This window comes from Actinoalloteichus caeruleus, from assembly GCF_049311605.1.
Classification (GTDB): domain Bacteria; phylum Actinomycetota; class Actinomycetes; order Mycobacteriales; family Pseudonocardiaceae; genus Actinoalloteichus_B; species Actinoalloteichus_B caeruleus.
The window spans coordinates 2,148,484-2,162,722 of the sequence record NZ_CP186005.1 but is presented as its reverse complement, the minus strand read 5'-3'; the positions used below and the strand labels follow the sequence as shown (position 1 = coordinate 2,162,722).

Here is a 14,239-nt window from a genome sequence, read left to right as displayed (position 1 = left end):
AGTCCGGTGTGGTGCGTGGCGTCGCGCATACCCAGAATTCAAGGCCCACCAGCGCGGGCATCCCATGAACCGGAACTGCGGAACCACTGCGGAAACACCGCACATGACCTGTTCCCGATGACTCCCGAGAACTCGGCGGAGAATTCATGAACCCGGTGACCGGTTGGACGGGGAGGACGGCCTGTGCGCTTCAATCAGCCCTGCGCCTGAGTCAGGAATCCTTCGCCGCACGGCTGGGAGTCGCACCCCGCACCGTCGCCGGATGGCACCAGAAACCGAACCTGCGGCCGAAATCGGAAATGCAACAACTGCTGGACACCGCACTGGAGCAGGCGACGCCAGCCGAGCGCGAACGTTTCCGAACCCTTACCGCGCCCGAGCCCGCTGCCCCGCCCGCGCGCCCGGTCAGCGCGCGGGCCGAACGGCGACTCGGCGATGACCCGCACATCGCGGCGGCCCTGGAGTGGATCGACCACCACGCGGCCTGGCCCGCCGGCACCGCCCGCCACGCCGTCACCGGAGCCCTCGCGGACCTGGACGCGCAGGAGTTACGGGATCGCGGGAGCAGGCGCGGCCGGATCACCCAGGCGGACATGGCCGACGCGCTCGCCCGCTACTACGACCCGCGACCCGGCTACGGCCGCTACGCCGCGCGGGTGGGGGCGACCACCGCTCACACGAGCGTGCTCACCAGCGCCGACTGGCTCGACCTCGCCTGCCCCCTCACCGCCCGCCATGACCAGCTCCGCGCCACCGGGGGAAGACCCGACCCCACCCCCGTCCTCACCGAACAGACCATCGACCCCGCCGTGCGCAGGCTCGCCGAGGTCATCGCCATGGACACCCGCCTCACCAACAACCCGCTGTACCGCCTGCTCAGCATCGACGTGGAACCCGGCCGGATCGGCGGCGACGTGGGAATCACGCACTTCGTCGAGTACGCGCTCACGATGGACCTGCTGGAGGGCGAGCTGACCGACGCTCTCACCGCGGGCACCCCGATCCAGCCCGGTTCGCTTCCCCTGCGGGAGCACTACCTCCCCGATTCCGCCGCTGTCCTCGCCGTCGGCGACCGGCTGTGCGCGGGAGGCGCGCTCGCGCTGCTGGCCATCGCGAGACCAGCGGACATCCTCCGAGGCGAGGCCGACTACCTCCTCCTCGTTCAGGAACGGTCCGGCAACGTCCTCAACGCCGCGCGCCGTCTCGCGGTCATCCCCAAGGGCTTCCACGAACCGTTGACCGACGTGCGCTCGGACGCCCGGGTCGGTGCCACCCTCCTCCGTGAGTTGGAGGAGGAGCTGTTCGGCCGCGAGGACATCGACAACACCATCACCGAGGTCCGCAGCGCCGATCCGATGCACCCGAGTCGGTTGTCCGAGCCGATGCGGTGGCTGACCGAGCGGCCGGGGCGGTTGCGGGTGGAGTGCACCGGGTTCGGGTTGAACCTGGTGTCGGGAAACTACGAGTTCGCCAGCCTGATCGTGATCGAGGACGAGGAGTTCTGGCCCCGATTCGGAGGCCAGGTCGAAGCCAACTGGGAGTCATCCAGCCTGCGCAGGTACTCCACTCTGGACGAGGACCTGGTGACCGAACTCGTCACCGACACGGCATGGAGCAACGAGGGGCTGTTCGCTATGCTCCAGGGCCTTCGCCGGCTCGCCGACCTGGACGGACAGCGCGTCACACTGCCAATCATCGGATGGGAGATCGCTCAGTGAACCGCACGTGGTCCACCGGGAACGCCGCCGAGGACGGTTCCGCCAACCGGGGGTGGCTGGTCGGGCACTTCATCGACCCCGCGCAGGGCGTCCGGCACGACGCCGACGTCGAGGTGAAGTGGGCCTCGCACCCTGCCGGTGACGCACGCCCGGAGTGGACCAAGGACGATGCCCGCACCACGCTGGTGATCCTCATCGAGGGGCGGTTCCGGGTGGACCTCACCGAGGGCAGCGCCGTCCTCGACCGGCAGGGCGACTACGTCATGTGGGGCGCCGGTGTCGACCACTCCTGGGAAGCGCTCGCCGACTCGGTGGTGATGACCGTGCGATGGCCCTCCGCCACCTGACACCTCGTCAGGACAGGGACCAGGCGAGCTCGGGAACGTCGACGCGGTCGCCGCCGATCTCGCCCAGGCGCCGCAGCCCCTGGGTGAAGGCGAACAGGCCCTCGTTGCTCCACGACTCGTCCTGGGCGAGTTCGGCCAGGATCTCCCGGTCGCGTGCGGAGTACTGGAGCAGCCCGGCTGCCTCCCAGTTGGCCCGCACATCCCCGCCGAAGCGGTGCCAGAACTCCTCGTCCTCGATCACGATCAGGCTGGCGAACTCGTAGTTTCCCGACACCAGGTTCAACCCGAACCCGGTGCACTCCACCCGCAACCGCCCCGGCCGCTCGATCAGCCACCGCATCGGCTCGGACAACCGACTCGGGTGCATCGGATCGGCGGCGCGTTGCGGGCTGACAGTGACGTCCACGTCCGCCCGGCCGAACAGCTCCTCCTCCAACTCGCGGAGCAGGGTCGCGCCGATGCGGGCGTCCGCTCGGTAGTCGGTCAGCGGGGCGTGGAAGCCCTTGGGGATCACCGAGAGCCGGCCTGCCGCGTTGACGACCTGGGCCGATCGCCGTTGCACCAGGAGGACGTAGTCGCCGGTGTCCCGGTAGGCGTCGGCCGGGCGATGGCGCACAGCGCGAGCGGCCCACCCGCGCACAACCGTCCCGCCACGTCCAGCACGGAGGCCATGTCCGGCAGTAACGCGCTGCGCAGCGGGAGGTTCGTCGGGGCGAGGTCCGCGCCGCTGGCCAGGGCGCGGGTGAGCTCGCCTTCCAGCAGGTCCATGGTCAGCGCGTACTCGGTGAAGGGCAGCAGCTCCACCTGGCCCGCGAGACGGGACGTGCTGACGTCGGCGTCGGTGAGCCGGTAGATCGGCAGGTCCGTCATCCGAACCCCGGTCGCGGTGGCTTCCGCCAGCCGCCGGACGGCGGCGTGCTCATCCAGCGGCCTCGCCCCGCCCCGGCGGGCGGTCGCCAGCCGCACCCGGTCGCGATCGGGTGAGAACGGACATGACAGGTCCAGCCACTCAGGACGGGACACCACGCTCGTCCCGAGCCTCGCCCCGTCCACGCGCACGCCGTACAGGCCAGCGGTGTCCTCGGCGGACGTCGGGTAGTACCGGGCCAGCGCCCCCGCGATCACCGACCGGTCGGGTGTGGGAACCGAACGAGCCGGGACAGCATGGGACCGGTCCTGACCTGCACCGACCGCGCTGTCCCTACTCGTTCCGGGACACCACCCGGCACGCTCGTCCAGCCAGTCACACGCCGAGTCGAGGGACCCCGGTTCCTCCGTCGGGGCGGACGGGTCGACCGTGGCCGTCGTGGCGGGCGGCCCAGCCGGTTCGGCCCGCCACCGCCCGGCCTGCCTCTGGAAACCCGCGCGCTCGGTCGCCCGCTGTTCGCTCGCGTGGCGCAGGGCGGCCGCTCGGAACTGGAGGAACGCCTCCAGGAGGAGGCCGTCAGCCCTCACCGCGCGGTCCGCCGCCCGCCACACCCGCTCGTCCGCCCCGACCCGGCCCTTCTCCAGGTGCGCGATCGTGGTGCGGTCGCAGAACACCTGCCGCGCGACCTCGGCCTGGGTCAGGCCTGCGAGCTTGCGGGCGGTCGACAGCTTCTCGCCGAGTTCTCGCCGCAGGGCCTGGATTTCTTCGGCTTCTCGCGCCATGACCTTCCGCCTCCTGGTGCAGAGCACGACACCGGGCACTCAGGGTAGCCGGGCGAACGCGCGGGGAAGACTGCCCGCCGCCTCGGTTCCCACAGGGCGTCCTGGTTGCTGGCGAGCGAACGGCCCCGGTGCGGTCGTTCGCACCGAGGCCGTCGCTGGCAGAGATACGCCCGAGACGATGCGTTCGTGAGGCGGAACGCGGACCAAACTCGTCTCAGGCGCCAAGACCTGCCATCGCATCACCCCGCTCTCGCACGCCAGTTGCTCGACCCGGTCAGCCCACCGGCATCCCGGGAGTCCACAGCGCCCCCGCCCGACGCGTTGCCAGCCTCGGCGCGTGCGGGCTGTCCGGCGCGGGCAGGGACAGCAATTCGGCCACGACGGCGAGAAAACCGCCCTCCACGCTCCACACCACGTCGGACGGCACCGGCTCCAGGGAGGCGCGCATGCGCGCGGCCAGGCAGTCGTCCGGGCCGCTGATGTGGAGGTAGTCGGTGTGCGTTCCGCGTCGCCGTTCCCCGAACAGGGTCCGGGGAACGTAGTGATCCCCCGGCGCCAACCGGAACGCGAATCCTTGTCGCATCAAGGTGTTCAGCGCGGCGTCAACCTGTGCTGTCATGCCCGTCCCCGATCCCCATGCCGGCGGCGACGAACCCGGAGTCGCCCCCCTCGGTACCGAACCCCCACCACGTCCCGAACCCGCTGGTTCCGAGTGACGAGCCACCCCGCGATCAGCAGTTCGGCGAGAACCGCTCCACGAAGCACAGCCCACACGGCTTCGTAGCCCGACATCCGCCACCTCCGCACCAGTAAGTGGATGCCGGCGGCCGGTCCCCCGAGGAGGAAGCTCCGCCCGTGCGCGGACGAGGACCGACCACCAGCCGACCCACGTCCAGGCCTCCTACGTGCTCTGGAAGTGGGTCCCACGACGCGAGTTCGCGTCACCAGCACTGAACAACGTGAGGACGGATGTGAGCACGTGAGTGAGTAGCGGAATCACAAATGACTCCCGCCCCGGCGAACGCTTGGCACCACGCATGACCACCAGCCTGCTGCGCTGAGCGCGACTTCCCTCAGGGCGGGCATACGGAGCCCTGCTCTGACACTGTTCCTGCCGTCGTCCTCGCTGCTCACGTGGAGAGTTGGCGCATGGAGACATCGCCCGGATCCGATGCGACTGGATGATCTTGGGCGTTCGCTGGTCGTGACTCTCGCCGCTCCCGAGTACTCGGAGGGGACTTCCTACCCTGATCCTTGGCCTCGACGAAACCCGGCCCGCGAGGATGCGAGGGGAGCGGGACCCGTGACATCCTCCGCATTCGTTCCGGCACACCCCACGGTCCGGTCTGGCAGCCCGAAGGTGCCGCGGTGACAGCTTCGAGCCGCGAATCGGAGATCCTCCGTGGGAGAACACCCCACTCCGGCAGTCACCCGGCGGCGGGGCAGTGCTTCGACACGCCCCCGCGAACCCGGGTGGCCGGGCGACGCCACCCTTCCCCGACTGACGCTCACAAGGCCGATTCGGGCCCGGGACCGTCGGCGGTCGCCCTCCGCTCTTGTGCGGGTACCCAACGCGACCTTTACTTGCCCTACGCCGACGGCCGACGTGCTCCCGCTCCGCGCGGGGCGGGAGCACCACCAGCGGCCGCACCGAGAGCGAGGAGGACGGATGCCGACCGTGCGCCGAACCTTGGCCGCCATCACGGGAACCCTCATGCTGGGCACCTTCGGGGTACTGCCCACCGCGACGGCGGCGCCACCGCCGTCCACGGCGGACACCGCCCGGGACGCGCCTCGGCAGGAGCCGGCCGAGCGGTGCAGCACGCGTCCCCAGGACAACCCGGTCGACGCGTTCACCGACTACGAGGAGCTGCTGGTCGAACTCGACCGGATCGAGGCGGAGAGCCGGGGACGCGTCCAGGTCGACCAGATCGGCACCTCCAACCGTGGTCGTCTCATCCAGGCCGCGCGGGTCGGTGACGGTGACACGGTGGTGCTGCTGACCAGCGAGATCCACGGGAACGAGAAGACGGGCACCGACGCGATCCTGTGGCTGTTGGACCACCTGGGCCGGTCCAACTCCCGCTTCGCCCAGGAGGTCCGCTCGGAGCTCACGGTGGTCGCCGTGCCGAAGATGAACCCGGACGCGGCGGAGCTGAACCGGCGGGGCAACGACATGACCTGGGACGAGGTCGTGGACCTGCACCCGCAGCTGGCCGGGGCCGAGCCGGCGTGGAACTACATCACCAACGTCCGGCAGGGCCACGACTACGGGCCGCGTCCCGGGTTCGACATCAACCGGGACTACAACCCGGACCTGTCCTACGTGCCCGACGCCGCCGACCTCCCCGGGAACTCGGCGCGGCCCGGCTGGTTCCTGAGCCCGGAGACGCAGGCGGTGCGGGACCTCTACGTGGACCTCACGGAGGAGTTCGGCACGGTCGACACCTACGTGGACATCCACCACCAGGGCCCCTGCTACGTCATGCCGGGCACCGACGACTACGTGACGTTGAGCCTGTCGGGCAAGTTCGTCGCTGACCCGAACACCGAGGAGGGCGCCCGGTACGCCGAGTACGCCGACCGGTACGACCTCGACTACGCCAAGCAGCTGAACGTGGCCGCCTACGACGCGTTGCGGGACGCCTCGGCGCACCGGCCGGAGTTCGCCCACGTCTCCCTCTACCCCCAGGACGTGGACCTGCCTGGTACGGGTCTGGGTTCGTTCGCCCTCAACGGCAGCGGATCGGTGTTGTTCGAGGTGCGGGGGCAGAGCCAGGACCTCGGCGAGCGGCACCGCGTGATGCTCACGCAGGCGGTGTACGTCGGGGTGGAGGGCATCCTGCGGGGCGTGGCCAGCGGCCAGGTGCGGGATCTGGACCCGGCCGACTACGACGCGATCCCGCCCCGGGGTCCGGTGGTGACCACGGACCAGTCGCGCACGCTGGCGGACCCGCTGCTCGACGTGTTGGAGCGGTGATCGGGACGCGACGGGTGGGTTGACCGCTCGCGAGGGGAGCCCCTGACCGCTGGGTCGGGGGCTCCCGGTCGTCGTGGCGTACGGGCGACGCCGCCGGCCCCTCGGGTCGGTGTCGGGGGTGCCCTGGCTCGCTGGGTGCGGCGGGTCAGGAGGTGGGATCGGGGTTCTGGTGGTGTTCGCCGGTGACGGGGTCCTGCCGCAGGCCGAGCCGGAGGTGTTCGATGTGGTAGACGGCCTCGTCGAGGAGCATGGCGACGTGGCTGTCGTAGAGGCTGTAGACGATGCTGCGGCCGTGGCGTGTGCCGGTGACGAGCCCGAGGTTGCGCAGTAGCCGGAGTTGGTGGGAGACCGCCGAGGTCTCCATGCCGACGGCCTCGGCGAGTTCGGCCACCGGGCAGGGGCTCTCCCGCAGCCGGGTGAGGATGAGCAGCCGGCTCGGGGTGGCCAGCGCCTGGAGGGTGGTGGCCACCGTCGCCGCGTCCTCGGGGGTGAGCCGGGCGGGCGGGGGGTGGTCGGGTCGGCGGTGGCCCATGACGAGATCCTAGAGCACCACATACTTGAAGAACTGTTCATATGTTCTAGTGTTGGTGATGGATGTCGGGAGGCCGTGATGGGGATGTCGTCGTTGTTCGCGAACCGGGACTACCGCCACCTGTTCGGCGCGCAGGTGACCGCGCTGCTCGGGACGGGGCTGGCCACGGTGGCGCTGGCCCTGTTGGCCTACGACCTCGCCGGCCCGCGCGCCGGCGCCGTCCTGGGCACGGCGCTGGCGATCAAGATGGTCGCCTATGTGACGGTGTCCTCGCTCGCCGGCGCCTACGCCGACCGGGTTCCTCGGCGCGCGATGCTGGTGGGGCTGGACCTGGTGCGGGCGGCGGTGGTGGTGGCGTTGCCGTTCGTCACCGAGGTCTGGCACGTGTACGTGCTGATCGCGGTGTTGCAGTCGGCGTCGGCGGCGTTCACGCCGACGTTCCAGTCGGCGTTGCCGGACATCCTGCCCGACGAGGGCGACTACACGCGGGCCTTGTCGGCCTCGCAGCTGGCGTCGAGCCTGGAGACGCTGCTGAGCCCGGTGGTGGCCGCGCTCGTGTTGACCGTCGTGGACTTCCCGTGGTTGTTCGCGGGCACCGCCGCCGGGTTCCTGGCCTCGGCGGCCCTGGTGGTCTCGGCGCGGGTTCCCCGGGCGCGGCCGAGTGGTCGGGTGCGGTTCGTCGAGCGGCTGGGGGCGGGGACGCGGATCTTCCTGGCGACGCCCCGACTGCGGGGGGTGTTGGGCCTGGATCTGGCGGTGGCCGGGGCGGGCGCGGTGGTCATGGTGAACACGGTCAACTACGCGCGGGACGAGTTGGGCCGGTCGGAGACGGAGGTGGCGGTTCTCCTGGCCGCCAACGGGGTGGGGACGATCCTGGTGGCGTTGGCGCTGCCCCGGGTGTTGGAGCGGGTCGCGGAGCGCGGGGTGATGCTGGCGGGCGCGGGGACGCTGTGCGCGGGTGTGGTCGGGGCTGTCGGTTTGTCGCTGGTGGACTCCGGTGCCTGGCGGTGGCCGGTGGCCCTGGGGGTGTGGGCGGTGCTCGGCGCGGGGGCTGGGCTGGTGTTGACGCCGGTGGGGCGGGTGTTGCGGCGGTCGTCGGGGCCCGGGGACCGGCCGGCGCTGTTCGCGGCGCAGTTCTCGCTGTCGCACGCCTGTTGGCTGCTGAGCTACCCGGTGGCGGGCTGGGTGGTCACCGCCGCCGGGTTCACCACGGGGTGGGTGCTGCTCGCCGCGCTCGCGGTCGCCGGAGCGGTGACCGCCGTGGTGGTGTGGCCGGAGGAACGACCGTCGGCCGTTCCGCCGGCGCCGATGCGGCGGAACGGTGGCGCGCGTCTCGGCGCCCCCGGGCGGTCGGGCGAGGACGCGGCCGGCTCCCCCACCGGGCGGTGAGGGACCCGGGCGCTGGAGGACGCCGTGCGGTCCCAGCTCCGCGTGCACGGCACGCCCCCGGCGCCCTAGCCCTGAAGGCCCACGACGAGCAGGCCGGCGAGGTTGATGAGGTTGTGCAGCACGATCGCCGGCAGGAGGCTGCCGGTCCGCTCCCGCACCCAGACGAAGAAGATCCCGGCGACCAGGGTGCTGAGCACGTATCCGAGTTGGACGGTGAGGCCGTCGACCGGGTCCACGACGAGGCCGTGCCCGAGGGCGAACAGCAGGCTGGTGATGAGCATGGCCCAGGTGGCGCTGATGCCGGCGATCCGGCGGCGGGCGGGCAACGCCTGGAGCACCAGGGAGAACAGGATCCCCCGGAAGAGGAACTCCTCCCACAGGCCGGGCATGACGGCGCTGTTGACGAAGGCCTCGGCGGTGGGTTCCGCGGACGGACCCATCCCGCCGACGGCGTACTGCACCACCAGGGCGCCGAGCGCGCCCCCCGCGACCAGGGTCCACGACCCGGGTTTGGGCCGGGTCAGGCCCACCCCCTCCGGGGTGAGGCGGGGCCAGGCCAGGAGGAGACCGGCGGCGAAGGCCAGGGCCAGCAGTTGGCCCTGCCAATTGCGGTCGAGGGACTCGAAGGGGCCGACGCGGGGCAGTGTCGTGAGGACGAGCACCGCGCCGTGCGCGCCGGCGACCGCCAGCAGGAGCCGTGCCGGGCTCGCGGGGTCCCGGTGGTCCTCGGGGCGGTCGGCCACCGGGGCGGGGGCACCGGCGGGGACGACGGCCGCCCGCCGGAGGGTGAGCCAGACGCCGGGGCCGCAGAGCAGGGCCACGACGAGCAGGTGCAGTGCCCAGGTGAGCAGGGCGGCGGTCAGGGTGGTCAACGGGGGTCCTCGGTTCGGTGGGGCGCCGGGGCGGGCGCGGTCGCGCGACGGAAGGTCTCGGCGAGTTCGGTGGCGTAGTGGGCCGGGTCGATGTCGGGTTCGCGGGCGAGGACGGCGGGGACGGCTTCGAGCGCGGCGAGCAGGGTGGCGGCCATCAGCGTCGGGGTGAAGGCCCCGTACTCGCCGGCGGCCTGGCCGTCGGCCAGTAGCCGCTCGAGGTCGGCGCGGCCCTGGTCGGGCCCGGCGTCGGCGGGTGCCATGCCGGCGGCCCGCAGCTCGGCGAGCGCGGTGAGGTCGCGGAGGTGGCCGGCGGCGTAGTGGACGTTGTGGGTGATCAGCGCGGCCAGGGCCTCGGGGTAGGAGGCAGGGTTGGGCGTGGCGTCGCGGAGGCCGCGCCGCAGGTCGTCCACGACGCTGCTGGCCGCCTCGCGCATGAGGTCCGCGCGGTCGGCGAAGTGGTAGGAGATCAGCGAGGGGCTGATCGAGGCCCGGCGGGCGATGCGCGCGTAGGAGGCGCGGCCGTACCCGACCTCGCTGATGGTGTCGACGGCGGCGCGCACGATCTGTTCGCGGCGGGCCCGTTCGATGAACGACCTGCCCTGTTCGCTCGTCCCGTTTTTTGAATGCGCCACCAGTTTATTGTTCACCTGTTCAGGGCGTGGGGTCAAGGCACGTCGCCCGCCCACGGCCACCGGTCCCCGCCTCGCCCTCGGCCGGCGGCCCGACGTCCCCCGGGCCGGGGAGCACGCCGGGCCGGGTCACCTTCCTGACAGCGCCCAGGTCCGGTTGCTGACCGTCGACGCCCTGTTCCCGGGTCGTTCGGCGCGCGAAGCTTGTCCCTGTCACCGAGAGCGGAGACGGCCCCACCGGAAGAGGACGGGACCGCCGCGACGGGCCGGAACGCGAACCGGCGAGGTGACGGACCACCACGACGCGAAGGGAGGAGGGCGACATGCCAGCGGATCTGTCATTCACGTTCGCGAACGACGATTTCTACGAGCCGCTTGCCGAGGCCCCGCCCGGCACCCGCTACACGCCCACTCGGATGCCCCCCGGCTGGGACCGTGCCGACCAGGACGTGTGGACCCACTGGAGTCCGCCGCAGGCGCCGCCCCCGCCCGACCACGGTTGGAAGGTGCACGTCTCCAGCACCCCGGGCAACGCCCGGGCCGTCCTGGACGTCGTCGCTGCCGCCTGCGTGGACCTGGGTATCCCCTTCAAACACCTGGCCGGCCGCACCTACTTCCTGCTCCTGCACGGCAAGCACGCCTCCCGGCCGCAGAGCGGCAAGTTCTGCGCCCTCTACCCGGCCGACCCCCGCCAGGCCCACGAGGTCCTGCGTCGCCTGGAACACGACCTCGCCGGGGTGCCCGGCCCCTACGTGCTCACCGACCGCAGGTTCGGCTCCTCCCGGTGCGTCTCCTACCGCTACGGCGCCTTCCGCTCCCGCTACCGGCTGGAGGCCGACGGCACCCGCACCCCGGTGATGGCCGCCGCCGACGGGGACGAGATCCCCGACGACCGCCGCCCCGAGTTCCACCTCCCCGCCGGCGTCGCGGACCCCTTCGTCGAGGCCGAACCCGACCTGTCCGACGGTCCGGTCGCCTTCCACGGCTACACCTTCGACGCCGTGCTCCAGCACAGCAACGCCGGCGGCGCCTACCGGGCCACCGACGCCACCGGCCGGCAGGTCTTCCTCAAGGAGGCCCGGTCCCACGTCGCCCACTCCGGCCGCGACGTCGACGCCCACGCCCGGCTCACCGCCGAGTACCTGGTGCTGCGGGCCCTGCACGCCGGGGCACCCGGACTGGCACCGGAACCCGTGGAACGGTTCGACCACTGGGAGCACGCCTACCTGGCGACCGAACTGGTCCCCGGCCGGCCCCTGAGCAGGTGGCTGATGGCGAACAACCCCGCCATCCGCGTCGACCAGCCCGCCGAGGCCTTCACCGACTACTACCGCAGGTGCGGGTTGATCCTGGACCAGTTGCGCGACCAGCTCGACCGCCTCCACGAACTCGGCTACGTGTTCGTCGACGTCAGCCCGCGCAACGTGCTGGTCGACGACGAGGACCGCGTCCGGCTGGTCGACTTCGAGTCGACGCAGCGCCGGGACGCCACCATCCAGCCCCTGGCCACCCCCGGATTCGTCCCGCCGGAAGCCCTGAGCCCCGACGGCCGGGCCACGCTCGACCCGGTGCGCTACGACGACTACGGGTTGGCCGCGATCGCGCGGATGATGCTGGTCCCGACCATCCAGGTCGCCGAACGCAGCCCCTCGGCCGTGGACCACGTGACGGCCGCGCTGGAGGAACGCGCCCCGCTGCCGGCGACCCTCTGGGCGCGGGCGGACCGGTTCCGGGGCGTGCCCGCTCCGGGGCCGGCGCTGCCCTCCCCCGAGGCGGTGGCCGCCGAGCCCCACGAGTGGCTGAGCTGGCTACGGGACCACACCGCCAGCGCACTGCTCGCCCTCGCCGAACCCGACCACCCGCGCCGGGTCTTCCCGACCATCCCCGACGGGCACCGGAGCAACACCCGGTGCGTGGCCTACGGCAGCGCCGGCGTCCTGCACGCCCTGCGGATGGCCGGACACCCGCCGGCGCCGGCGCTGGTCACCCGACTTCGCGACGAGTCGCTGGCCGGGTGGCGCGACATCCCCCCTGGCCTGTTGTTCGGCAGCGCCGGCATCGCCTGGGTGCTCGCCCAGGAGGGCGAGTGGGATGCCGCCGAACGCCTCCTCCGCCACGCCGGCCGGCACCCGCTGGTGACCCGCTCGGCCACCCTGGGCGGCGGATCCGCCGGCCTGGCACTGGCCGAACTGTCCCTGTACTGCCGCACGGGCGAGGAGTCGGCCCTGGACCGCGCCCGAGCCCTGCTGGAGACGCTGCCCACCGGCGAGGGCCTGACGCCCCTACTGGGCGGCGACGACCGCTCCGGACTGGCCCAGGGCCGGCCCGGCGTGGCGTTGGCCCTGTACTACCTGGGTCGGCTGACCGGGGACGACGCGCCCCTGGAACGCGGGCTCGACCTGCTCCGCGCCGAACTCGTCCACGCCCAGCCGTGGGAGACCGGGGCGCTCGGGTTCCGGGTCTCGGCCAGGGACCGGCGCACCATGCCCTACCTGTACGCGGGCAGCGCCGGCTACGTCCACGTGCTCGCCCGGTACCTCGCCTGGCGGCCGGACCCGCACCTGGCGGACGTGCTCGACCGGTGCGTGCGGGGCCTGCGCGTGCGGTTCACCATCGGCGGCGGGCTGTTCACCGGCCAGGCGGGGATGGGCTTCGTGCTCGGTGAGACGGCACGACTGCTGGGGGCCCCGGCGTCCACCGAGGACGCCGTTGCCTCCGGGCGGGCCCTGTTCCACCACGCCGTCCCCCACGCCACGGGCGTGCGGTGGCCCGGCCTGCACGGCAACCGGTTGAGCGCCGAGCTGTGGAGCGGCGCGGCCGGTGTCCTGCTCGCCCTGCACCAGCTGGTCGACCCGGCGCCCGACCGCCTGTTCACCCTCGACCTGCCGGTGGCCGATCGGACCGGCCAGCCCGCCACGACCCGAACCGGGACGGCGCCGGCCCCGGTCTGACCGGCCCTGTCGGCCGTCGGACTCCGCGCCGCCCCGCCACCACCGACTTCCCTCCCACGACCGGTGGGAGGGGTGGAAGAAGAAGGAGAACCACCATGAACGACGCCCTGCGCCTCCAGGTCCAGCCCGACGCCGAGAACGACGTCGAGGACGACGCCCCCATCAGCACCACCAGCCTCGCCATCTGCGACATCGGGGAACAGATCTCCTGACCCCGAACCGGAACCGCGTCCGACCCCGGTACCACGTCCGACCCCGGTACCACGTCCGGACCCGCAACCGGCTCCAGACCGGGGAACGCGCAGCGCACCACCACTGATCCCGCGAACCCCAGCACCACGCCGCACCACACACACCACACACGAAGGAGAACCACCATGAACGACGCCCTCCGTCTCCAGGTCCAGCCCGACGCCGAGAACGACGTCGAGGACGACGCCCCCATCAGCACCACCAGCCTCGCCATCTGCGACATCAAGGAGATCTCCTGACCGGAACCGGTTCCGGTCAGCGCCGCCACCGCATGGCCCCGTGGTGGCGGCGCCCCGGCCCCGCCGGGGACGACCACGTCCGCCGGTCCCCCACGAACCAGCCGCCCGCGACGCGGGAGGCGAGATCCGCTGGCCGGTCGGGCACGGCGGCCCGGGCCGCCGTGCCTGGCGGCGGATCCGACCCGGGGTGCCGGGCCCAGCGCCGAGAGGCGGCCACGAACACCCGCCCCCGGCCCACCCCTCCCGTTCCCCTTCCCGTCCTTCCCCTTCCCGCGAGGAGTTCCCGCCATGAGCGAAGCGCTCGCCCTGGCCGGCATGGAGTTCGGCGACGACATCGACGACGACGCCCCGATCAGCGTGCTGTCGGTGTCCTACTGCGACGACGCCTTCTTCGGCTGATCCCCGGCCGGACCCGACCCCAGGAGCCGCCATGACCACGTCCCGTCCGGGCGTCCCGTCGCGGCCACGCCGCGACCACCTCCCGCAGCGGCGTGCCGCCGACATTCGCGGCCGCGACCACCGCCGGGTCCCCGCCGGGGCCGGCCCCCGCGATGTGGCAGCCGGGCGAGCGGTCCGCCCCAGCCCGCCGCGTCACTGCCGGTGGCGGCCCTCCCCGTGCCCCACGGCCTCCCGGTTCGGCGACGCGCCCCCCACGACCGGATGCCGCTCCACCCGGCGCA

The 14,239-nt window shown here is 72.5% G+C and carries 11 protein-coding genes; 5 read left to right on the top strand and 6 right to left on the bottom strand.

What is annotated here, in order from left to right; all coding sequences use genetic code 11:
• The first annotated feature begins 299 nt into the window (after positions 1–299).
• Complete coding sequence (locus ACOJVX_RS09585; RefSeq protein WP_418155020.1) at positions 300–1,718, top strand: transcriptional regulator; 1,419 nt, start codon at positions 300–302, stop codon at positions 1,716–1,718.
• Positions 1,715–2,065, top strand: coding sequence for a hypothetical protein (locus ACOJVX_RS09580; protein WP_030106446.1), 351 nt, complete (start codon positions 1,715–1,717; stop codon positions 2,063–2,065). The genes ACOJVX_RS09585 and ACOJVX_RS09580 overlap by 4 nt, the downstream gene beginning before the upstream one ends.
• Positions 2,066–2,072: 7 nt before the next feature.
• Here ACOJVX_RS09580 and ACOJVX_RS09575 read toward each other — a convergent pair whose 3' ends face one another.
• From ACOJVX_RS09575 to ACOJVX_RS09565, 3 genes are all read right to left on the bottom strand, one after another.
• Positions 2,073–2,627, bottom strand: a complete 555-nt coding sequence (locus tag ACOJVX_RS09575) for a hypothetical protein (RefSeq protein ID WP_418155021.1) — start codon at positions 2,625–2,627, stop codon at positions 2,073–2,075.
• Positions 2,576–3,715, bottom strand: a complete 1,140-nt coding sequence (locus ACOJVX_RS09570; protein WP_418155022.1) for a helix-turn-helix transcriptional regulator — start codon at positions 3,713–3,715, stop codon at positions 2,576–2,578. Before ACOJVX_RS09570 ends, ACOJVX_RS09575 begins: the two co-directional genes overlap by 52 nt.
• Positions 3,716–3,989: 274 nt before the next feature.
• Complete coding sequence (locus ACOJVX_RS09565; RefSeq protein ID WP_030106819.1) at positions 3,990–4,334, bottom strand: hypothetical protein; 345 nt, start codon at positions 4,332–4,334, stop codon at positions 3,990–3,992.
• A gap of 1,050 nt (positions 4,335–5,384) precedes the next feature.
• Here ACOJVX_RS09565 and ACOJVX_RS09560 point away from each other — a divergent pair.
• The gene (locus ACOJVX_RS09560; protein ID WP_026420548.1) at positions 5,385–6,695 is read left to right on the top strand and encodes a M14 family zinc carboxypeptidase; all 1,311 of its coding nucleotides are present in this window, start codon (positions 5,385–5,387) and stop codon (positions 6,693–6,695) included.
• 145 nt (positions 6,696–6,840) lie between these two features.
• On the opposite strand, the gene ACOJVX_RS09555 is transcribed toward ACOJVX_RS09560, so the two are convergent.
• Positions 6,841–7,227 carry an ArsR/SmtB family transcription factor gene (locus tag ACOJVX_RS09555; protein WP_016699121.1) on the bottom strand — a complete coding sequence of 129 codons (387 nt, stop codon included), beginning with the start codon at positions 7,225–7,227 and terminating at the stop codon, positions 6,841–6,843.
• A gap of 84 nt (positions 7,228–7,311) precedes the next feature.
• Here ACOJVX_RS09555 and ACOJVX_RS09550 point away from each other — a divergent pair, with 84 nt between their 5' ends.
• Positions 7,312–8,616 (top strand): MFS transporter, encoded by a 1,305-nt coding sequence (locus ACOJVX_RS09550; RefSeq protein ID WP_422647573.1) that lies wholly within the window; start codon positions 7,312–7,314, stop codon positions 8,614–8,616.
• Positions 8,617–8,681: 65 nt separating this feature from the next.
• Here the strand turns inward: ACOJVX_RS09550 and ACOJVX_RS09545 are convergent, their stop codons facing one another.
• Together ACOJVX_RS09545 and ACOJVX_RS09540 are read right to left on the bottom strand one after the other, a co-directional pair.
• Positions 8,682–9,488 (bottom strand): CPBP family intramembrane glutamic endopeptidase, encoded by an 807-nt coding sequence (locus ACOJVX_RS09545; protein ID WP_418155024.1) that lies wholly within the window; start codon positions 9,486–9,488, stop codon positions 8,682–8,684.
• Positions 9,485–10,120 (bottom strand): TetR/AcrR family transcriptional regulator, encoded by a 636-nt coding sequence (locus tag ACOJVX_RS09540; RefSeq protein WP_418155025.1) that lies wholly within the window; start codon positions 10,118–10,120, stop codon positions 9,485–9,487. The genes ACOJVX_RS09545 and ACOJVX_RS09540 overlap by 4 nt, the downstream gene beginning before the upstream one ends.
• Positions 10,121–10,440: 320 nt before the next feature.
• Here ACOJVX_RS09540 and lanKC point away from each other — a divergent pair, with 320 nt between their 5' ends.
• Positions 10,441–13,068 carry a class III lanthionine synthetase LanKC gene (gene lanKC, locus ACOJVX_RS09535; protein WP_422647435.1) on the top strand — a complete coding sequence of 876 codons (2,628 nt, stop codon included), beginning with the start codon at positions 10,441–10,443 and terminating at the stop codon, positions 13,066–13,068.
• Positions 13,069–14,239 lie beyond the last annotated feature (1,171 nt).